Genomic DNA, 20416 nt, shown 5'->3' on the forward strand with positions numbered 1-20416 from the left:
TCAGTCCTCGGGTCCGTCCAGCACGTGGATCTCTCCCCGGACGGTGGTGGCGATCAGCTGGCCGTCGGGCCCGACCGCCGTTCCCACCGAGAATCCGGTCGTCTCGGGAAGTGTCTCTTCGTCGAGGGTCCGTCCGTCGGCTACATCGAACACCAGCGCTGTGAGGCCGCCGTCGCCCTGGACAACCGTGTAGCCGCGACCGTTCGCCGTCAGCGCCGGGACACCGGCCTGCCGGACATCGTCGCGCTCCCATGCGGACTCGACGCCGTCGCCCGTGTCGCGCAGTGCGAACAGCGCGCCCGATGGGCCACCGGCCGACACGACGAGCAGCCCGTCCTCGGTGACGGCAGGGCCGGTCGCGGGGGTGTATCCGAGGTCGTGACTCCAGCGGGGCCGTCCGGTCTCGGCGTCGACGGCCCACAACGCGCCCTCGCCGTCGTGGACGTACGCGGTCGTGGCATCGGACGAGAGCACGGGACTTGTGGTCGCGCCGCCCGGAAGATCGACGTTCGACCACTCCTCGGTGATCACGGGGTTGTCGCCACCCGGGTACCGCAAGGCGACCAGCGCCGCGCGGTCGGCGCCGGAACGCCACACCGTCGTGAAGATCCGGCCGGTGTCCTGGTCGATGGCGGGGGTGGTGGCGACGGGGCAGTCGGGGGAGCCGCCGAAACAACCGGCCAGTCCGTGGTCGGGGTCCAGGCGGGGGATGTCGGTGCCGTCGGCGATCGTGGGGATCGGAACCAGATCGAACAGGGGCGCACGGAGCATCCCGGTCTGCGGATCGACGATGTTGACCTGGCCGAAATGTGTGACCACGACGAGGCTTCCGTCGCCAGCGAACTGTGCCGTGCGGGGAGTGCCGCTCACCGGGATCCGCCAGCGGCGCTGACCGTGCTCGTTGAACGAGAACAGACCACCGGCCTCGCCGACGTAGACGTTGGCGACGTTGTCGGCCACCGGGCTGATGTCCGCAACCCCGGGACCGAGACGAGTGCACCAGCGCTTGCGCCCGTTGTCCATCTGGTACGAGAAGATGTTGCAGCCGGCGTCCGTGGCCGAGGTGATGGTGATCTGGCCGTTCGGTGCCACCGTTGGCGGTGACCCGACAGCGCTGCCGGTCGCCCGCGTCCACGACGACGTGACATCGTCGAGACCCTCGCTGACGGTCGTGTTGCTGTTGCGCGCATCCGAATGGCGTCCGGGCCATGCGCCCGCCGAGTACGGTCCATCGGTATCGCCGCTACCGCCACCGCACCCGCTCAACGCAAGTGCTGCCGTTGCCGTCAGCACCGCAGCCCGCCGGGCACCCCGCATCGCTCAACTCCTTCACGACTTTCGGATTCGAGTCGCCAGCGTATCGGGCCGGGTGTTTCACGCTCCGGGCGAGGCAGACCGTAGGCTGTGTGTTCCGACACCGTAGGCTTGCGTGCCATGACGAGCATGTGGGGTGCACCGTTGAGCACCAGGTGGCGTGGTTCGCGGCGTCGCGATCCGGACCAGGCCCGATTTCTGACACCGTCCTCGCTGCGGTGGGTGATGTCGAACAAGGCGTACACCCCGTGGTATCTCGTACGGTACTACCGGCTGGCGAAGTTCAAGCTTGCGAATCCACACGTCGTGCTGCGCGGGATGGTGTTCCTGGGCAAGAATGTGGAGATCCACGCGACACCGGAACTGGCGCGACTCGAGATCGGTAAATGGGTCCACATCGGCGACGGCAACGCCATCCGGTGCCACGAAGGATCCCTGCGCATCGGCGACAAGGTCGTATTCGGCAAGGACAATGTGGTGAACACCTACCTCGATATCGAGATCGGCGCGTCGACTCTGGTCGCCGACTGGTGTTACATCTGCGACTTCGACCATCGCACCGAGGACATCACCTACCCGATCAAGGACCAGGGCATCGTGAAGAGCCCCGTCCGGATCGGCCCCGACACCTGGATCGCGGCGAAGGTCTCTGTGCTGCGCGGTACCCGGGTCGGTCGAGGGTGCGTACTCGGTGCCCACGCTGTCGTCAAGGGCGATGTCCCCGACTACGGCATCGCCGTCGGGTCCCCCGCCCGGGTCGTGAAGAATCGCAAGGACGCCTGGGAGGCAGGCGCGGCCGACCGCGCGGCCTATGTCGCGGCACTCGAGGACATCGCACGCAAGAAGGCGGGCGACCCGCCCGTCGACGCGAACACTGCACCCTGACGGGCCTCTGGAAGGACACGACGGTGGAGTATGCCGAGTATCGCCGCTACGACGCGGTGGGGCTCGCGGGACTCGTGGCCCGGGGCGAAGTATCGCCGGTCGAGTTGCTCGACACGGCGCTCGCGCGCCTGGACGCCGTCGACCCGGCACTGAACACGGTCGTGCAGCGACTCGACGATCGGGCCCGGGTACGCGCGGACGGCCCGCTGACGGGGCCGTTCGCGGGCGTGCCGTTCCTGGTCAAGGACCTCCTGCAGGATGTGATCGGAACGCCCACCGGGAGCGGCTCCCGAGCCCTCGCCGATCTTCCGGTTGCGCAGAACGCTGTGGTGGTGGACCGCTGGGTCGACGCAGGTCTCGTCATCTTCGGCAAGACCAACACGCCCGAGTTCGGTGCGAAGGGTATCACCGAGCCGGAATCGGGTGGCATAACCCGTAATCCGTGGAATCGTGCGCTCACCCCCGGCGGTTCTTCGGGTGGTTCCGCGGCGGCCGTGGCCGCCGGTGTCGTTCCGGCGGCGGGTGCGAACGACGGAGGTGGCTCCATCCGTATCCCGGCGGCATGCTGCGGTCTGGTCGGTCTCAAACCCGGTCGAGGTGTGGTGCCCACGGGGCCGGTCGGTGGGGAGCCGTTGCATGGCGCGGTCTCCAACGGTGTGATCAGCCGGACGGTACGCGACTCGGCCGCGATGCTCGACGTGATGGCGGGTCCGTACCCGGCGGCACCGTATTCGGTAGATCGTGTCTCGAGTTCCTATGCCGCGGAGGCAAATACGCCACCGCGTCGACTGCGGATCGGCTACGCAACCGCCTCTCCGATCGGTACCGGCGTCGACCCCGAAGCCGTCGCGGCGGTCGAGCGTGCGGTGGTCTTGCTCGACGAGCTCGGCCACCGGGTCGAACCGGCCGACACCGGAATCGACGAGCGTCGTCTCGCTGCCGACTTTCTGACGATGTGGTTCGCATCGCTTGCCCTCGAAGTCGACGATACTCGCCGGCGTACCGGGTGTGGATCGGACGGCTTCGAGTTCGACACCCGGATCATGGCCGCGCTCGGCCGGTCGGTATCGGCCCCGGACTACCTTGCTGCACATGCTCGATGGGCCGACTACGTCCGCGACCTGTCTGCGTTCCACGAGCGCTACGACTTGTTGCTCACCCCTACGCTGGCGTATCCGCCGGCGCGGGTCGGTGAGCTGACCACACCCACGTGGATGCGGACACTCGGATCGGTACTCATGACGGCGCGGTTGGGGCGACTCGCGCGCTGGGGCGGGTTGATCGACAAGGTGATCGACGACAACCTCGGCCGCACCCCCTACACGCAACTCGCGAATATCACGGGACGCCCGGCGATCTCGGTTCCCCTGCACTGGACCGCTGAGGGGGTACCGCTGGGAGTGCAGTTCGTCGCACCGCTCGGCGGTGAGGCGCTGTTGCTCTCGCTCGCCGGTGAACTCGAACAGGCCAGGCCGTGGTTCGACAAGCAGCCGCCGTTGTTACCTGCGCCGGATGTGTCGTCGAAGTAGGCCCGGACGACGAGCAGGATCGAGGTGTGTGATGACAGGGACGATGAGCGATGCGGTGCGCATCACCGAATTGGCCGCCGGTGACGGGCCCGAAGTGTGCGCTGCGGTCGCCGACATCGTGAACTCCGTCTACGCCGTCGCGGAGGACGGCATGTGGGTGAGCGGAACGATGCGCACGAGTGTCTCCGAGATCGACGGGATGATCCGCGCCGGTGAGATCGTCGCGGCATGGCTCGGCGACACACTCGTCGGGTGTATCCGGGTGGTCCGACTCGACGAGCACACGGCGGAGTTCGGGATGCTCGCCACCCCGCCTCGCTTCCGCGGTCTCGGCATCGGCCGCAGGCTGGTGCGTTTCGCCGAGCAGCGGTGTGCAGCGGAGGGCTGCGGCGTGATGCAACTCGAGGTCATCCGCCCCCGCGACGTCGAGTTGCCGCCGAAGCAGTTCCTCGCGCAGTGGTACTCCGCGGTCGGCTATCGGCCGGTTGGCACCGCCCCCGTAGATGCGGCGCACCCGGAGCTCGTGGAGATGCTCGCCGTGCCGTGCGAGGTCGACAGATACCGCAAGGATCTGTGCATCGACGAGGACGTCCGGTAGTTCAGCCGCGGTCCGGCAGAGGACGCTGCGGGATTGTCGGCCGGGCCATCGGATGCCGGACCCGGCGTTTCGCGGCTGCGTAGACCTGGACCGTCTCCTCGGCGACCACGCCCCAGTCGAAGTCGTCGGTGAGTCGTTCGCGGGCCGCACGCGCCCGATCCTGGGCTGCGGCAGGATCGTCGAGGGTCTCGCGTACCGCAGACACCAGGCCTGCGACATCGCCTGGCTGGAACGACAGTCCTGTCGCGCCGTCGACCACGGCTTCACCGAGACCACCCGCGGTCGATGTGACGAGCGGGATTCCCGCTGCCGCCGCTTCGAGGGCGATGATCCCGAACGGTTCGTAGCGGCTCGGCAGGACGATGGCGTCGGCGCCGTGCAGCCATCCGAGCAGTTCGGTGTGGTCGAGGTTGCCCACGAAGGTCACCGATCTCGCGACCCTGTGCAGGCGGGCCTGTTCGCGAAGCCACTCGAACTGGGTACCCTCACCCGCGACGACGAGCGTGGTGCCCGGATGCGAGCGCCGGATCTTCGGCAACGCCGCGATCGCGTCCTGCACACCCTTCTCGTACTCGAGTCGGCCGACGTACAGCAGTTGTGCGGACACAGCCCGGGGTTGCCGTTCCCGGTACGACCAGGTGGTGATGTCGATGCCGTTGCGGATGACCGAGATCTTGGGCAGCGTGGGGCCGTACAGTTCGGTGACTTCGTCGCGCATGGATGCCGAACACGTGATGAGCGCATCCGATTCGTTCGCCAGCCACCACTCGACCGAGTGCACCTGCCGGTTGATGCGACCCGACAGCCATCCGCTGTGGCGGCCCGCTTCGGTGGCGTGGAGGGTGGAAACAAGTGGGACATCGAAGAATTCGGCGAGTGCGATCGCCGGATGCGCGACGAGCCAATCGTGTGCGTGCACGACGTCGGGGTACCAGCCGTCGCCGATTCCGCCGCGGCTGAGCCCGACGCCGGCGCGAACCATCGCATGTCCCATCGCGAGGGTCCAGGCGAGCATATCCGTGCCGAACTCGAAGTGCGGCACGTCTTCGGCGACCGCGACGACGAGAACACCCTCGGCGATGTGGGTGATGGTCGGGTGGGTCGATGCGTCGGTACCGGTGGGGCGCCGCGACAGCACCACCACCTCGTGCCCGGCGGCGGAGAGCTCGGTGGCCAGATGATGGACGTGCCTACCGAGCCCACCCACCACGACCGGGGGGTACTCCCAGGACACCAGAAGGATCTTCAGACGCGGGGCAATCGTCGATGTCACAGGGGGCCTCCGTGTCGTCCGGGAAGACGCCGTGCGTCGAGCCCGGGGAACAGATTGTCGGCTCGGTTCCACGCGTCGGCGAGTTGTGTCGCTGCTGCGTCGCGACCGGCGGCGACCGCGGCAGCGATCTCGCGTGTCGCGTGGGCGTGCTTGTGGGCGCGGTCGCGTGCATAGCCCGCCGCGGTGTCCTTGCTGACCATGAATGCCCAGTCGCTCGAGACGGTCATCAGTGCTTCGCGCAGAATCTGGTCGTGCACCCGGTTGCGCAGGATCGGTGCACTCGATCCGAGTGCCTCGCGGGACTTGTCGATGGTGTCGAGTGCGGTGGCGACGACCTCGTCGTCGAGCTGGACGAGATCGGCGACCTGATCGCCGGCCCACACGCGCCAGTCCTTGCCCGAACCCCACGACGAGTCCTCGAGCTCCACCGGTCCGCCGACGAATCCGCGGTCGCGTGCGTCCGAGAGCGTGCCGACCTCGATTCCCGCCTCAGGTAGCGCCCGCAGCAGGCGTTCGAGGAAGATCGGCCCCTCGTACCACCAGTGCCCGAACAGTTCGGTGTCGAACGCGGCGACGACGAGAGCGTCGCGCCCGATACGGGTCGATTCGCTGCGCAGGCGCCCGCGTACGGTGTCGACGAAATCGGCGACGTGCCGATCGAGAGCCGCCGACGCGAGGTCGGGGTCGTACGGGGCCTTGTCCTCCGATGCGACGGTGCGTCCGGTGACCCGCGCGGGCTTGAGCCCCGTGTCGTGGCAATAGGTGTGGAAGTCGCGGTATGCGGAATGACCCGGGTATCCGGACTTCGGGGACCACACTCGGTACGAGACCTTCAGGTCGCGGCCGAAACACACCACGTCCGACTCGTGGACGGTGCGCCCGAGTGCGGTGTCGCCGTGCAGTGCCGGGCCGTCGACCATGAAATGCTCGACACCCGCTGCAGCGTAACCTTTTTCCATGCCCGGGGTGAATCCGCATTCGGGTCCCCAGATTCCACGCGGAGTGTGATGCCATCGCTGGTGAGCGTCCGCGAGTCCTTCGGACAGCGAGAACGCGCGCAGTCGGGGATCGAGCAACGGTTGGAACGGATGCGCGAGCGGTCCGCCGAGGAGTTCGATGGTGTCGGCATCGATGAGGGTGCGGATGACGGGCGATCCGCCGTGCCGCCACTGGGTTTCGAAGGTTTCGAGTGCCCGGTCGGCGGCCCGATGCTCACGGGCGCCGAGTGCGCGATAGGACGGTTCTGTCATTCCTGCGGCCTCGTGTGCGCGCAGCTTCCAGTTGCCGAGCCAGTGGTGCATACCGGTGAGGCTGTGCGGATCGTCGAGCTGCGCGGCGAGCACGGGCGTGATGCCGAGGGTCAGCAGCCGCGTGCGCCCCTCGTCGGCGAGGCGGTTCAGGACGTCGACGACGGGCAGGTAGGTCGCGGCCCAGGACTGATACAACCATTCTTCGCCGACCGGCCACCTCCCGTGGTTCGCGAGCCACGGGAGGTGGGAGTGCAGGACCAGTGCGAACATCCCCGGTTCGCGTGTCGATTCGGAGGTCACGGCGCGGGATCTTTCACCGCGATCGCGACCAGGTCGAGACTGTCGTCGATGTTTTCGGGGAAGAGAGCGAAGTCGTCGGAGGTGATGGCCGCGACGTCGGAAGTCAGCGCATCGGGCCACGGTTCGCCCGCGAGGGCACGCTCGATCTGTGCGTCGATGAATGAACCGCCGTACTTGGCGTCGAGTGCACGCAGCGTGGAGCCGTGGTGGACGCCGGTGACGAGCTCGACCCGGAATCCCGCGTCGACGAGGAGTTCGGTGAGTTCGGAAGCGTTGAGTTCGCGGGTGTGGAACGGGTTGAGTGGGGTGTCGCGTCCGGGGGAGAAGGTGATGCGATTGGGGGTGCTGATGAGCAGTTCGCCCCCGGGTGTCAGGACACGGTGGCACTCACGAAGGAATTGCGCTTGGTCCCAGAGGTGTTCGATGACTTGGAAATTCACCACCGTGTCGACGGACGCGTCGTCCAAGGGCAGTGCTGCGAGGTTGCCCTGGCGGATGTCGACGCGCGGGTAGCGGGCGCGGATGTGGGCGACCGCGCTCTCGTCGTAGTCGAGTCCGATGACGCGCGTGGCGATGTCGGCGATCATGTCGGCTCCGTAGCCCTCGCCGGCGCCTGCCTCGAGGACTGTGCGGCCGGCGCATCGATGCAGCAGGTCGCGGTAGACCACCTCGTGGCGCCGGAACCAGTAGTTCTCCTCGGCGATGCCGGGGACGGTCCGTTCGCCGGTAAGTGGCAGCTGTTGCGCGCCGTCGGCGCGGACGGTGGAGTCGCTCACCGCCCCGAGAGTAGACCCACTGCCTGTGGTGTCGGCCTCGGTGGTCCAGATCACAGCCATTTCTCTCCTCGTCTGCGGTTATGGTGAACCGGGAAATTCGCTAAGTTACCAATGGGTAACTTAGCGTTTGGTAATCTATCGCACACGCCGTGCGACAGGCACGAGTAGTCGGTTCAGGCATCGCCGCTCCGATCCGAAGCAGCTACACACAGGAGGTCGACGTAGACCCATGACGAACATCGTCGTTTTGATCAAGCAGGTCCCCGACACGTGGTCCGAGCGCAAGCTCACCGACGGCGACTTCACCCTCGACCGTGAAGCAGCCGATGCCGTGCTCGACGAGATCAACGAGCGGGCCGTCGAAGAAGCCCTGCTCGTCAAGGAGCGCGACGGCGGCGAGGTGACTGTCCTCACGGCCGGTCCCGACCGCGCTACCGATGCGATCCGCAAGGCGCTGTCGATGGGTGCAGACAAGGCCATCCACCTCAACGATCCCGCTCTCCACGGATCGGACGCCATCCAGACCTCGTACGCGCTTGCTGCCGCGCTCGGTCAGATCGAGGGCGTCGAGCTGGTCATCGCAGGTAACGAGGCCACCGACGGCCGCGTAGGCGCCGTGCCGGCGATCATTGCCGAGTACCTGGGTCTGCCCCATCTGACCCATCTGCGCAAGCTGACCATCGCCGACGGCAAGGCTTCCGGCGAGCGTGAGACCGACGAGGGCCTTTTCGGCATCGAAGCGCCGCTGCCTGCCATCATCTCGGTCACCGAGAAGATCAACGAGCCGCGCTTCCCGTCCTTCAAGGGCATCATGGCCGCGAAGAAGAAGGAAGTGCAGACCCTCACGCTTGCCGACATCGGTCTCGACCCCGAGATCTTCGGTGTCGCCAACGCCGCCAGCACCGTGACCGGTGTCACGCCGAAGCCCCCGCGTACCGCGGGTGAGCGCGTCGCGGACGAGGGTGAGGGCGGCAATCAGATCGCCAGCTACCTGGTCGGCCACAAGATCATCTGATCGCGCCCCACGGCACACAGCAGACATATCTAGGGAGAGAAGCAAGCAATGGCAGAAGTACTTGTGCTCGTCGAGCACGCCGAGGGTGCACTGAAGAAGGTCAGCGTCGAGCTCATCACCGCTGCACGCGCACTCGGTGAGCCGTCCGCCGTCGTCGCAGGCCCCGCCGGTACCGCAGACAAGCTGCAGGACGCGCTCGCCGCGGCCGGTGCCGCCAAGGTCTACGCAGCGGAGTCCGACGTCATCGACGGCTACCTGGTGACCCCGAAGGTCGACGTCCTCGCCGCCCTCGTCGAGTCCACCAGCCCCGCAGCGGTTCTCACCGCAGCATCGGTCGAGGGCAAGGAGGTGTCGGGCCGTCTCGCCGCGCGTATCGGTTCGGGCCTGCTCGTCGATGTCGTCGACGTCAAGAGCGACGGCTCGGCCGTCCACTCGATCTTCGGTGGCGCGTTCACCGTCGACGCCAAGGCCAACGGTGAGGTTCCGGTCGTCTCGGTTCGCCCGGGTGCCATCGAGGCCGCGCCGCAGGCCGGTGCCGCGGAACGCGTCGACGTCGAGGTTCCGGCGCAGGAGGAGAACGCCGTCAAGGTCACCTCGCGTGAGCCCGTCGCCGGTGGCGACCGCCCGGAGCTCACCGAGGCGTCGATCGTCGTCTCCGGTGGCCGCGGTGTCGGCAGCGCCGACAAGTTCTCGGTCGTCGAGGAGCTCGCAGACTCGCTCGGTGCAGCAGTCGGCGCATCCCGCGCCGCCGTGGACTCCGGCTACTACCCGGGCCAGTTCCAGGTCGGTCAGACGGGTAAGACCGTCTCGCCGCAGCTGTACGTCGCGCTCGGCATCTCCGGTGCCATCCAGCACCGCGCAGGCATGCAGACCTCGAAGACCATCATCGCGGTCAACAAGGACGAAGAGGCCCCGATCTTCGAGATCGCGGACTACGGCGTCGTGGGCGACCTGTTCAACGTCGCACCGCAGCTCACCGAGGCCGTCAAGAAGCACAAGGGCTGATCGGCCCTTCGCGTACTCCGCGCGGCCCCATTCCGGACTTCCGGGGTGGGGCCGCGCGGTTGTTCCACCCTGTTCACGAACGAGACACCGCATCGCTGCCGTGGTGCCGCACCGCCGCGCTACACCTGCAGCATGACCACATCAGCGGTGCTGTCACACACACGAGAATTCACGGTTCCGGTGCTGTCCGGCCCGCGATACTCCCTGAGCATCTCCACCGAGGCACACCACAGGGAAGCAGCGCAGCGGCTGCGCCGCCGGGTGTTCGCTACCGAACCCGGCTTCACACTCCCCGCGGACGGAAGCGACCTCGACGCCGACCCGTTCGACGAATTCTGCGACCATCTGCTCGCACACGAGATCGGTACCGGCGAACTCGTCGGCTGCTACCGGATGTTGTCGCCGAGCGCGGCGCTCGCGGCCGGTGGCTATTACACCGACACCGAGTTCGACCTCTCGGCACTCGACCCCCACGGTCTGCGTGCTGTGGAGATGGGTCGCGCGTGTGTCGATTCGGCGCACCGCTCCGGATCCGTCCTGACCCTCATGTGGGCCGGAATCTTGCGCTACCTGGAACTGACCGGCCACGATCGGGTCATCGGCTGTGTATCGGTGCCGATGCGGATGCATCCCGGCGATACTGCGGGAGTCGACGTCCGCGGCGTCCGCGACATGGTGCTCGCGCGCCACGGTATCGAGCAGGAACGGCAGGTCCGCCCGCTGAACCCGGTGGTGGTCGACGGCAGATGCCTCGACGAAATCGCGCGGCCCGCGCGGCTCGTCGTTCCGCCTCTCATGCGCGGATACCTGCGGCTCGGTGCTCGGATCTGTGGTGAACCTGCCCACGACCCCGAATTCGGGGTCGCGGACTTCGTCGCGATGCTGAGCCTGCACGACGCGAACACGCGCTACCTGGAGCGCCTGCGCGGCGCTGCCGAGAGTAGCGAAGCGGTGAGCGGCGAGACGGCTCCGAGCGGAACCGCGGTTCCGGCATGACCACGCGCCCGCACGCATGGATGCCCGCGAGCCCGTGTGGCGACGGCTGTCTCCCCTCGACGTCGCTCCGGGTCGCGTGGCCGACGGTCGCCATGCGCGTCCTCACCGTCGTGGCCGTCCTCGCCTGCGCGCCGATCCTCGTCGCGGCCCGGCGCGTTCCCGTCCCGGCGCGGGAGGCCCTGCTGCGCGCGGGTGCCCGGGGTCTGCTCCGGTGCGTGGGGATGAGGATCGCCGTCACCGACCTACGCGACCGGCGCGGATACGACGGAGGACTCCTCGTTGTGGCTCCCCACGTGTCATGGATCGATGTGCTGGTGATCATGGCCGTGGCCCCTGCGGGATTCGTCGCGCGCGCCGATCTGCTCGACCGGGGCACGCTCGGATCGCTGGCGCGGCGGATGCGAGTGATCCCGATCGAACGTGAACGCCTGCGTGCTCTGCCCGGAGTCGTCGATACCGTCCGGACACGGTTGAAGGAAGGCGAGCGCGTCGCAGTCTTTCCCGAAGGGACGACCTGGTGTGGCCGTGCCTACGGTGGGTTCCGCTCAGCACTGTTCGAGGCAGCGATAGATGCGGAATGCCCGGTGCAGCCCATCGGGTTCGCCTACCTCGATCACACCGGTGTTCGGACTACCGGTCCGGCATTCGTCGGCGAGGAAGCGATCGGGGCGTCGATAGCCAGGCTCGTGCGTTCGCGAGGGTTGGTCGCGTCGGTGACTCTCGCCCCGCTTGAGTGGCCGGGTGCCGATCGTCGCGACCTCGCTGCACGGTGTGAGCGGGCGGCGAGGTCGACCGAAGGAGTAGCCGTCCGGCATGTGGGTCCGGCGGCGGCGCCGACCCGGCTTCCGGAGGTGAGCGCACCGTCACCCGGGTGACCCCGACGCTCACCCCAGCGGACCCGCTATCCTGGATCGGTCATGACCTTGCCCGCCGCCGGTCCGTCCGGCATTTCGAAGACCGTCTACCTCGACCACGCCGCGACCACACCCATGTTGCCTGCGGCGATCGAGGCGATGACGCAGGTGTTCGCGACCGTCGGTAATGCGTCTTCACTGCACGGTTCCGGTCGTGCAGCCAGGCGCCGAATCGAGGAGGCCCGCGAGTCGATCGCGGCCGATCTCGGTGCACGGCCCTCCGAGGTGATCTTCGTCTCGGGCGGCACTGAGGGCGACAACCTCGCCGTCAAGGGAATCTTCTGGGGGAGACGCGCGCAGGATCCACGTCGTCGCCGCATCATCGCGAGCGCAGTGGAACACCACGCTGTGCTCGATGCCGTCGAATGGCTCGTCGAGCACGAGGACGCAGACGTGACGTGGCTGCCCGTCGACGAAACCGGGTGTGTCGATCCGCGCGCGTTGCGCGAGGAGCTCGCGGCACACGCAGACGAGGTCGCGCTCGTGACCGTCATGTGGGCGAACAACGAGGTCGGCACCGTGATGCCGATCGTCGAGCTCGCTGCTGTGGCCGCAGAGTTCGACGTCCCCTTCCACAGCGACGCGGTCCAGGCAGTGGCACACCTGCCCGTTGATTTCACGGCGAGCGGCCTGTCTGCCCTCACGTTGGCCGCACACAAGTTCGGCGGGCCCCAGGGCGTGGGCGCCCTGCTGCTGGGCAGGCAAGTGCCGTGCGTCCCGCTCGCCCACGGCGGCGGTCACGAACGCGATGTGCGGTCCGGAACCCAGGACGCCGCGTCGATCGTGGGTATGGCGGCGGCTCTCCGCCAGGCGACCACCGAACTGCGGGCACGAGCCGCGGAACTCGAGACCTTGCGCGATACCTTGATCTCCGGTGTCGAACGTGTCGTGCCCGATGCGGTGCTCAACGGGCCGCGCGGCGCGAACCGGTTGCCGGGCAATGCACATTTCACTTTCCCCGGGTGCGAAGGCGATTCATTGCTGATGCTGCTGGACGCCGCCGGGATCGAATGCTCGACGGGTTCGGCGTGCACCGCGGGAGTGGCACGAGCAAGTCATGTGCTGGTGGCAATGGGATGCGATCCCGCTGCCTCGCGAGGGTCCCTGCGATTCTCGTTGGGGCACACTACGACCCGAGAAGATATCGAAGCTCTGCTCGCGGCGTTGCCGCAGGTGGTGGAGCGAGCACGCGCCGCCGGAATGGCGAGCGTCGGCGGACGAGGAGGTGACCGGGGATGAGGATTCTTGCGGCGATGAGCGGCGGTGTGGACTCGGCGGTTGCCGCGGCCCGTGCCGTCGAGGCCGGCCACGAGGTGGTCGGTGTGCATCTGGCGTTGTCGACGGCGCCGGGTACGTTACGCACCGGATCGCGCGGATGTTGTTCCAAGGAAGACGCCGGTGATGCGCGCCGTGCTGCCGATGTGCTCGGGATTCCTTTCTATGTATGGGATTTCGCTGATCGGTTCAAGGAAGACGTGATCGACGACTTCGTTGCGTCCTACGCCGCCGGGCAGACCCCCAATCCGTGCCTGCGGTGCAACGAGAAGATCAAGTTCTCGGCGCTGGCGGATCGCGCCGTCGCCCTCGGGTTCGACGCCGTCGCGACCGGCCATTACGCGCAGCTCGACGCCGGGGTCCTGCGTCGTGCGGTCGACGCGGACAAGGATCAGTCCTATGTTCTGGCAGTGCTGACCGCGGAACAACTTTCGCGTGCGATGTTCCCTGTGGGCGACACCCCGAAGGATCGGATTCGTGAAGAGGCCGCCGAGCGTGGCCTGGCAGTGGCGAACAAGCCGGACAGCCACGACATCTGTTTCATTCCGTCGGGCGATACCCGAGCATTCCTCGGAGCTCGGATCGGTGTCCGGCCGGGTGCTGTCGTCGACGCCGATTCGGGTGAGGTGCTTGCCGAACATGAAGGCGTGCACGGCTTCACGATCGGGCAGCGCAAGGGCCTCGGGATCGCAGGACCGGGCGCCGACGGACGTCCTCGTTACGTCACGGAAATCGAACCCGAGACCGGCACCGTGAAGGTGGGTAGCGCCGAACGACTGCAGGTGTCGTCGATCAGAGCCGAACGTGCTGTGTGGACGTCGGGTTCTGCTCCGGTCGGACCGATCGAATGCGTCGTGCAGGTCCGCGCACACGGGGGGCTCGCCGAGGCGGTCGCCGAAGCGGTCGGCAGCGGTGATGGCGTCCCGAGTCTCGAGGGGGGCATCGAGATATCTCTTCGCGAACCCCTCACCGGTGTTGCCGCAGGTCAGGCAGCGGTCCTCTATCGCCCCGATCCTGCAGGCGACATCGTTCTGGGTAGCGGCACGATCGCCGCAACCGCCACGACAGGAGAACAGTGACGTCAGAGCCGTCCGGTGTGAACCCCTGGGCGGGTCTGGCCACCGGAATGGGATCATGGCCGGGCGTCGATACCCGCGAGGCCGCCGCGGTGATCGTCGGAGAACTTCCGGCGCTGCCGCACCTGGTGGAGCTCCCCGCACGAGGGCTCGGAGCCGACATGATCGGGCGGGCGAGTGCGCTGCTCGTCGACATGAATCTCGACGCCACGACCACCGGCTACCGTCTGCGCGCCGGACGTGGTGCGGTGGCACGTGTCGCAGAAGACCTACTGAAGCAGGACCTCGACGCATTCGAGGAGGCATGGGAACTCGCCGGAGCCGGGCCCGATCGCACCGTCAAGGTTCAGTCGATCGGACCGTGGACGCTCGCTGCGCATGCCGAGTTGGCGACGGGGAAACGCGCGCTCGTCGACCGGGGTGCCGTGCGCGACCTGTCGGAGTCGCTCGCGGAAGGTGTCTCTCGGCACGCGGCCGAACTTCGGCGGCGCCTCGGCGTCTCGACGGTCGTCCAACTCGACGAGCCTGCACTTCCTGCCGTACTCGCCGGGTCGCTGCAAGGGCGCACCATGCTCGAAAGCGTGCCTGCCGTACCGGAGCCCGAGGCTCTGCATGTCCTCGACGCGACTCTCACCGGTCTCGGATCGTCGACCGCGGTGCACTGCTGCTCGGGTGGTCTGCCCGCAGGGCTGCTGCGTCGCAGTGCGGCCGACGCCGTCTCGTTCGACCTCGGCCGGCTGAACCGCGCGAATCTCGACGCGGTGGGCGAACTTCTCGATTCGGGCACGACCCTGCTTCTGGGTCTGATCCCGACGACCGCGCCGGAGAAGCCTCCGACCTGGCGGGAGCTGGCAGAGCCGGCCGTGGCGTTGATCGACCGGCTCGGATTCGCACGCTCCGTCCTGCGTTCGGTGTCGGTCACCCCCGCGTGCGGGCTGGCGGACGCCGACCCCACCTGGGCACGGACCGCGCTCCGATTGGCGAACGACATTTCCGCAGCATTCGCCGAAGACCCCGAATCACTCTGACGGGTTCGTCGGTCCCCTCGACTAGGCTTGCAAGCTGTGAGTGAACCGACGGACGTGGCCCACACAGCTCCATCAGAAGTGCGCGAGCGCTGGCAGCAGCTCGCGGAGGAAGTGCGCGGACATCAGTTCCGCTACTACGTACGCGACGCTCCGGTCATCTCCGACGGCGAGTTCGATCAGCTGCTCGGGCAACTCGATGCGCTCGAAGAGCAGTATTCGGACCTTCGTACCCCCGATTCGCCCACCCAGCTCGTCGGCGGCGGCTTCGCCACCGATTTCACCGCTGTGGACCACCTCCAGCGCATGCTCAGCCTCGACAACGTCTTCGACGAGGACGAACTTCGTGCCTGGCTCTCCCGCGTCGAATCCGAGGCCGGATCGGATCTGCACTACCTGTGCGAGGTCAAGATCGACGGCGTCGCGCTGAATCTCGTCTACGAGAACGGACGCCTCGTGCGTGCGGCGACGCGCGGCGACGGACGTACCGGTGAACTGGTCACGCTCAACGCCAGGACCATCAATTCTATTCCGGAAAAGCTCACTGCCACTGACGAATACCCGATTCCGGACGTCCTCGAGGTCCGCGGTGAAGTGTTCTTCAGACTCGAAGATTTCCAGGCACTCAACGCGAGTCTCGTTGCCGAAGGTAAACCTCCGTTCGCCAATCCCCGGAACTCGGCCGCGGGGTCGCTGCGTCAGAAGAATCCCGCGGTGACGGCGAAACGCCGCCTCGGAATGATCTGCCACGGACTCGGCCGGATCGAAGGTTTCCGACCCGAATCGCAATCCGATGCCTACGATGCGCTCGCCGCCTGGGGGCTACCCGTATCGCCGCACACCCTCCGAGTCACCGGCGCCGACGCGGTGATCGAACGGATGAAGTACTGGGGCGAGCATCGCCACGACGTCGAACACGAGATCGACGGGCTCGTCGTGAAGATCGACGAGATGGCGCTGCACCGCCGCTTCGGGTCGACCTCGCGAGCCCCGCGCTGGGCGATCGCCTACAAGTATCCGCCCGAGGAAGTCACCACCGAGCTGATCGACATCCGGGTCAGCGTAGGGCGCACGGGCCGCGTGACGCCGTTCGCCTACATGGAACCTGTTGCTGTCGCCGGTTCCACCGTGTCGCTCGCGACCCTGCACAACGGGTCCGAAGTGGAGCGCAAGGGTGTTCTCATCGGCGACACCGTTGTGCTGCGTAAGGCCGGCGACGTGATACCCGAGGTACTCGGGCCGGTGGTCGATCTGCGCGACGGCAGCGAACGCGCCTTCGTGATGCCCACCGAGTGCCCCGAATGCGCGACCCCGCTCGCACCGGCGAAGGAGGGCGACGTCGACCTGCGTTGCCCGAACCAGCAGTACTGCCCCGCACAGTTGCGTGAGCGGGTGTTCCACGTTGCGGGGCGCGGTGCGTTCGATATCGAAGCTCTCGGCTACGAGGCGGCAACGGCTCTGCTCGAATCCGAGGCGATCGGCGACGAAGGCGATCTGTTCTCGCTCACCGCCGACGATCTGATGCGCACGTCGATCTTCAAGACCGCGAAAGGCGTGTTGTCCAAGAACGGTGAGCGCCTGCTGCAGAATCTCGACAGGGCGAAGGACAAACCGCTCTGGCGGGTTCTCGTGGCCCTGTCGATCCGGCACGTGGGTCCTACTGCGGCCCGGGCGCTGGCCACCGAATTCGGCAGTCTCGAGCGGATCCGGACCGCGTCCCTCGACGAACTCGCCGCCGTCGAAGGTGTCGGTGGCACCATCGCCGCGGCTGTCGTCGAATGGTTCACCGTCGGCTGGCATGTGGCGATCGTCGACAAATGGGCTGCCGCCGGTGTCCGGATGGAGGATGAACGCGACGAATCCATCGCGCGCACCCTCGAGGGAATGTCGATCGTGGTGACCGGCACGCTCGCCGGGCTCTCCCGCGACGAGGCGAAGGAAGCGATCCTCGCGCGAGGAGGGAAGGCGGCGGGCTCGGTGTCGAAGAAGACGGCCTTCGTCGTGGTCGGCGACAATCCGGGGTCCAAGGCCGACAAAGCATCGGATCTGGGCATCCCGATTCTCGAGGAGGATGCATTCCGCATCCTTCTCGAACAGGGACCCGACGCGGTTCTCGGTTCACCCGACGAATCCGAATCCTGACGCCGAGCGTCGACGAAGGTTCAGGAGGCCACGGAGCGTGCCGGCTCGGGTGCGTTCTGCTTACCGAGGAAGACGGCAGAGGCAAGAAGGAAGCACAGAGCACCGACGAACGTTCCGATGTTGGCGAGATTCGGGTCGAGTGTGTTACCGGTGTCGAGGACGAACGACCCGACGGCGGACACGCCGAAGGCGATGGACCCGAGCGTATTGAGCCACACGCTCTGCCAGTCCTTGGAACGCGGTGCCCAGTACGCCTTCGCTCGCCACAGGATCAGCACTGCGAGCGCACTCGAGACGAGGAAGCACAGCGACCCCTCGAGATTCGGGTTCCACACCAGGTGCATTTCTCCCTTGACGGTGTGCGCGTGCAGGGCTGCTCCGGTGCTCACGTTGAACAAGAGCGTGCCGAGGAACTGGATCAGCGCCGACAGCCATTCGGCACGAATGCCGACGCCCTGTTTGTCCGAAACCGTCGCTGCGCCGCTCAGCATCAACTGTATGAACGCTGCGCCCGTGAAGAACCACGATCCGACGAAGAAGGAAGTATTGGCGCCGGCGGTTCCCAAGGCACTGGAAATACCCGGCGCTGATCCGAGCGCGAAGAGGAAAGCCCCCACGACGAATCCCCAGGACTGAATACGCAAGGTCGGGCGGATCAACATGGCGGCAGTGTAGAACACCCCGCAGCACGACACGCGAAGTATGAGGATGGCGAATGGCGCCGAAAGTCCCTGTTCGAGAGGGAAACTCCGTGGGCAATGCGGCAAGGGTGAAGTGGGAGGGTGAATTCTGCCTGCGGGCGATTGGATCGGGAGCGCGCCGGGAACCATCCCGATTAACGTCCCGCTCATGGCCGCAACCCCGGATTCCAGTAAGCGTTTGTTGTTTCGCAATGTTCGCGTGTTCGACGGGCAGTCCGGTGATCTGCTCGGCGGAGACGTCTTGATCGATGGCGACAGAATCGCGGCGGTATCGGAGTCGCCGATCGGCGACGAGCCCGGCCGCGAGACGGTCGTCGTCGACGGAGCCGATCGAGTACTGATGCCCGGGATGAGCGATGCTCATGTCCACCTGGTGGGCAATGCCAACTCGTACATCGACATGGTGATGGGCTCCGAATCCCATATCGCGTTGAACGGTCTGGCCGAGGCGAAGAACATGTTGCATCGAGGCTTCACAGCCGTGCGTGACATGGCCGGCGACACCGCCAGTATCAAGTCGGTGATCGACCGGGGCCTGTTCGAGGGGCCGCGGATCTACCCTTCCCAGGCCGCGCTCTCCCAGACCAGCGGGCACGGTGACTTCGGATTCGTCTACCAGTGTCCGACCGTGTTCGGTGGTGACCAGAGCCGTGCCGAACAGATCGGGTTCATGCGGGTCGCGGACGGGGAGGATCAAGTTCTTGCGGGTGTACGAGAGCAGCTGAAGAAGGGCGCCTCGCAGATCAAATTGATGGTCGGCGGCGGAGCGGCGTCGATGTACGACCCGCTGTACACCGTGCAGTTCATCGACAAGGAACTGCGGGCGGCGGTGAACGCGGCGACCGATTACGGTACCTACGTTGCGACGCACGTCTACAACGTCACAGGGATCCGGCGGGCGATCGCGGCCGGTGTGCGGTCGATCGAACACGGTCATCTCGCAGACGAGGAGACCATCGCGCTGATCGCGGAGAAGGAAGTGTGGCTGTCGATGCAGCCCTTCGCGCTCGGCGACCACCACTATCCCGACCCGGATCGCGCGGAGAAGGACCGGGAGATCTGCACGGGCGTGGACCACGTCTACGAGTGGGCGAAGAAGCACGGTGTCAAGACCGCATGGGGCACCGACCTGCTGCTCGAGCCCCAGATCGCACCGCGGCAGAGTGAGATGGCCGCTCGCCTCGGCGATCACTACACCAATCTCGAGTCGCTGACGATGCTCACATCGGGTAACGCCGAGCTCTTCAGGCTCGCAGGTGAGCGGGATCCGTACCGCCAAGCAGAGTTCGGGGTGATCCGACAAGGTGCCTGGGCCGATGTCCTCCTAGTCGACGGCAATCCTCTCGAGGATCTGAACCTGCTGGCAGACCCCGCCAAGAATCTGTCGGTGATCGTCAAGAACGGTCAGGTTGTGAAGAACCAACTCTGAACGCATCGTTCCGGCAGTGACCTCGTACGCGATGTCACTGCCGAGATGTACCCGGATGTCGTTGGTGAAATGACGCGGAAGTGTGGGGTGTGGAGTGGCCGAAACGAATCTCGACGAATACGACTCCGAAGAATATGAATACTACTACCAGCAACACGACTCCCCGGATGATGACAGCCCCGAAGCTTCCGATTCGGACGGCTCGGCATGGGGGCAGATTCCGGGAAGCCTGGTCTCCGCGCGAGCGATCGAACTTCACGGCCCGTGGGGTCACGTGTTCGGTCCCCTCGACCTGGATATCGACGAGGGTGGCGTGACGGTGGTGGCGGGGCAGGCCGGCGCCGCACGCACGGCGCTGCTCATGGCGTTGTGCGGGAGAATGCGGCTGACGCGGGGGTCGCTCACCATCCTCGGTTTCGAGAACAAGCCGGCCAAGGTTCTCGCCCGGTCTGCGATCGCCTGCATGAACGAGCTCGACGATGTACAACCGTCGGTCACTGTGCGCGACATCGTGACCGAGCAGAAGCGCTGGGATTCGCCGTGGTACAAATTCGTTCCGCGCGTCGACGAGGCCGGTGTCGCCGACACGTGCGCGGAGGTCTTCGGCGACGTGCCGCTGCCATCGCTCAACGCCTTCGTCGACGATCTGCCCGAGCTCCAGCAACTACTGCTGCGGATCGCGGTCGCAAACACTCGCCGACCTCCACTGCTGGTGGTGGGTCGGATCGACAAGATCGCCGACGATATGGAGCGTGCCATCCTGCTGGAGAGGCTTGTTGCACTAGGAGAACAGCAATCGGTGATCACTGCCGATGTGAACCCACTGGAGCCGGGCACCGGAGTGCGCGCCGTGGTGGACATGCGCGGGCTTCTCGGTCCCGGCGACATCGGCGTCATGACTCAAGGGAGGTGA

Annotated in this window: 18 protein-coding genes; 13 read left to right on the plus strand and 5 right to left on the minus strand. The window is 66.6% G+C overall.

Annotated features, from left to right (window positions below; translation table 11 throughout):
• A complete protein-coding gene (locus ACFWB0_RS13640) occupies positions 1-1317 on the minus strand; it encodes a PQQ-binding-like beta-propeller repeat protein (RefSeq protein WP_378490979.1) in 1317 nt (438 codons plus the stop codon).
• A gap of 117 nt (positions 1318-1434) precedes the next feature.
• Here ACFWB0_RS13640 and ACFWB0_RS13645 point away from each other — a divergent pair, with 117 nt between their 5' ends.
• The 3 genes from ACFWB0_RS13645 to ACFWB0_RS13655 are packed head-to-tail and all read left to right on the plus strand — an operon-like array spanning position 1435 to position 4326.
• Positions 1435-2199 (plus strand): acyltransferase, encoded by a 765-nt coding sequence (locus ACFWB0_RS13645; RefSeq protein ID WP_378490980.1) that lies wholly within the window; start codon positions 1435-1437, stop codon positions 2197-2199.
• Between the two features lie 23 nt (positions 2200-2222).
• Positions 2223-3728 (plus strand): amidase, encoded by a 1506-nt coding sequence (locus tag ACFWB0_RS13650; RefSeq protein ID WP_378490981.1) that lies wholly within the window; start codon positions 2223-2225, stop codon positions 3726-3728.
• A gap of 31 nt (positions 3729-3759) precedes the next feature.
• Complete coding sequence (locus ACFWB0_RS13655; RefSeq protein ID WP_378490982.1) at positions 3760-4326, plus strand: GNAT family N-acetyltransferase; 567 nt, start codon at positions 3760-3762, stop codon at positions 4324-4326.
• 1 nt (position 4327) lies between these two features.
• Here ACFWB0_RS13655 and ACFWB0_RS13660 read toward each other — a convergent pair whose 3' ends face one another.
• Genes ACFWB0_RS13660 through ACFWB0_RS13670 form a run of 3 tightly spaced genes read right to left on the minus strand, consistent with a single transcriptional unit; the run spans position 4328 to position 7979 of the window.
• Positions 4328-5575, minus strand: coding sequence for a glycosyltransferase family 4 protein (locus ACFWB0_RS13660; protein ID WP_378491013.1), 1248 nt, complete (start codon positions 5573-5575; stop codon positions 4328-4330).
• Positions 5576-5595: 20 nt separating this feature from the next.
• Positions 5596-7119, minus strand: a complete 1524-nt coding sequence (locus tag ACFWB0_RS13665) for a 1,4-alpha-glucan branching protein domain-containing protein (RefSeq protein ID WP_378491014.1) — start codon at positions 7117-7119, stop codon at positions 5596-5598.
• A 26-nt stretch (positions 7120-7145) separates the two neighbouring features.
• A complete protein-coding gene (locus ACFWB0_RS13670) occupies positions 7146-7979 on the minus strand; it encodes a class I SAM-dependent methyltransferase (RefSeq protein WP_378491015.1) in 834 nt (277 codons plus the stop codon).
• Positions 7980-8154: 175 nt separating this feature from the next.
• Here ACFWB0_RS13670 and ACFWB0_RS13675 point away from each other — a divergent pair, with 175 nt between their 5' ends.
• From ACFWB0_RS13675 to ligA, 8 genes are all read left to right on the plus strand, one after another.
• A complete protein-coding gene (locus ACFWB0_RS13675) occupies positions 8155-8940 on the plus strand; it encodes an electron transfer flavoprotein subunit beta/FixA family protein (RefSeq protein ID WP_378490983.1) in 786 nt (261 codons plus the stop codon).
• Between the two features lie 48 nt (positions 8941-8988).
• Positions 8989-9945, plus strand: coding sequence for an electron transfer flavoprotein subunit alpha/FixB family protein (locus ACFWB0_RS13680; RefSeq protein WP_378490984.1), 957 nt, complete (start codon positions 8989-8991; stop codon positions 9943-9945).
• A gap of 132 nt (positions 9946-10077) precedes the next feature.
• Complete coding sequence (locus ACFWB0_RS13685) at positions 10078-10941, plus strand: GNAT family N-acetyltransferase (RefSeq protein ID WP_378490985.1); 864 nt, start codon at positions 10078-10080, stop codon at positions 10939-10941.
• Positions 10938-11816, plus strand: a complete 879-nt coding sequence (locus tag ACFWB0_RS13690; protein ID WP_378490986.1) for a lysophospholipid acyltransferase family protein — start codon at positions 10938-10940, stop codon at positions 11814-11816. The genes ACFWB0_RS13685 and ACFWB0_RS13690 overlap by 4 nt, the downstream gene beginning before the upstream one ends.
• Before the next feature lie 42 nt (positions 11817-11858).
• Positions 11859-13094, plus strand: a complete 1236-nt coding sequence (locus ACFWB0_RS13695) for a cysteine desulfurase family protein (protein ID WP_378490987.1) — start codon at positions 11859-11861, stop codon at positions 13092-13094.
• On the plus strand, positions 13091-14209 hold the full coding sequence (mnmA, locus tag ACFWB0_RS13700) for a tRNA 2-thiouridine(34) synthase MnmA (RefSeq protein ID WP_378490988.1): 1119 nt from the start codon (positions 13091-13093) through the stop codon (positions 14207-14209). Before ACFWB0_RS13695 ends, mnmA begins: the two co-directional genes overlap by 4 nt.
• Positions 14210-14256: 47 nt before the next feature.
• Positions 14257-15234: a methionine synthase gene (locus tag ACFWB0_RS13705; protein WP_378491016.1), complete on the plus strand. Its 978-nt coding sequence runs from the start codon at positions 14257-14259 to the stop codon at positions 15232-15234.
• Between the two features lie 36 nt (positions 15235-15270).
• Positions 15271-17373 carry an NAD-dependent DNA ligase LigA gene (ligA, locus tag ACFWB0_RS13710; RefSeq protein ID WP_378490989.1) on the plus strand — a complete coding sequence of 701 codons (2103 nt, stop codon included), beginning with the start codon at positions 15271-15273 and terminating at the stop codon, positions 17371-17373.
• A 20-nt stretch (positions 17374-17393) separates the two neighbouring features.
• Here ligA and ACFWB0_RS13715 read toward each other — a convergent pair whose 3' ends face one another.
• Positions 17394-18035 (minus strand): hypothetical protein, encoded by a 642-nt coding sequence (locus ACFWB0_RS13715; RefSeq protein ID WP_378490990.1) that lies wholly within the window; start codon positions 18033-18035, stop codon positions 17394-17396.
• Between the two features lie 187 nt (positions 18036-18222).
• Here ACFWB0_RS13715 and ACFWB0_RS13720 point away from each other — a divergent pair, with 187 nt between their 5' ends.
• Positions 18223-19503, plus strand: a complete 1281-nt coding sequence (locus tag ACFWB0_RS13720) for an amidohydrolase family protein (RefSeq protein WP_378490991.1) — start codon at positions 18223-18225, stop codon at positions 19501-19503.
• 94 nt (positions 19504-19597) lie between these two features.
• Positions 19598-20416, plus strand: coding sequence for an ATP-binding cassette domain-containing protein (locus ACFWB0_RS13725; protein ID WP_378490992.1), 819 nt, complete (start codon positions 19598-19600; stop codon positions 20414-20416).

The organism is Rhodococcus sp. NPDC060086 (assembly GCF_042730275.1).
Lineage (GTDB): Bacteria > Actinomycetota > Actinomycetes > Mycobacteriales > Mycobacteriaceae > Rhodococcus.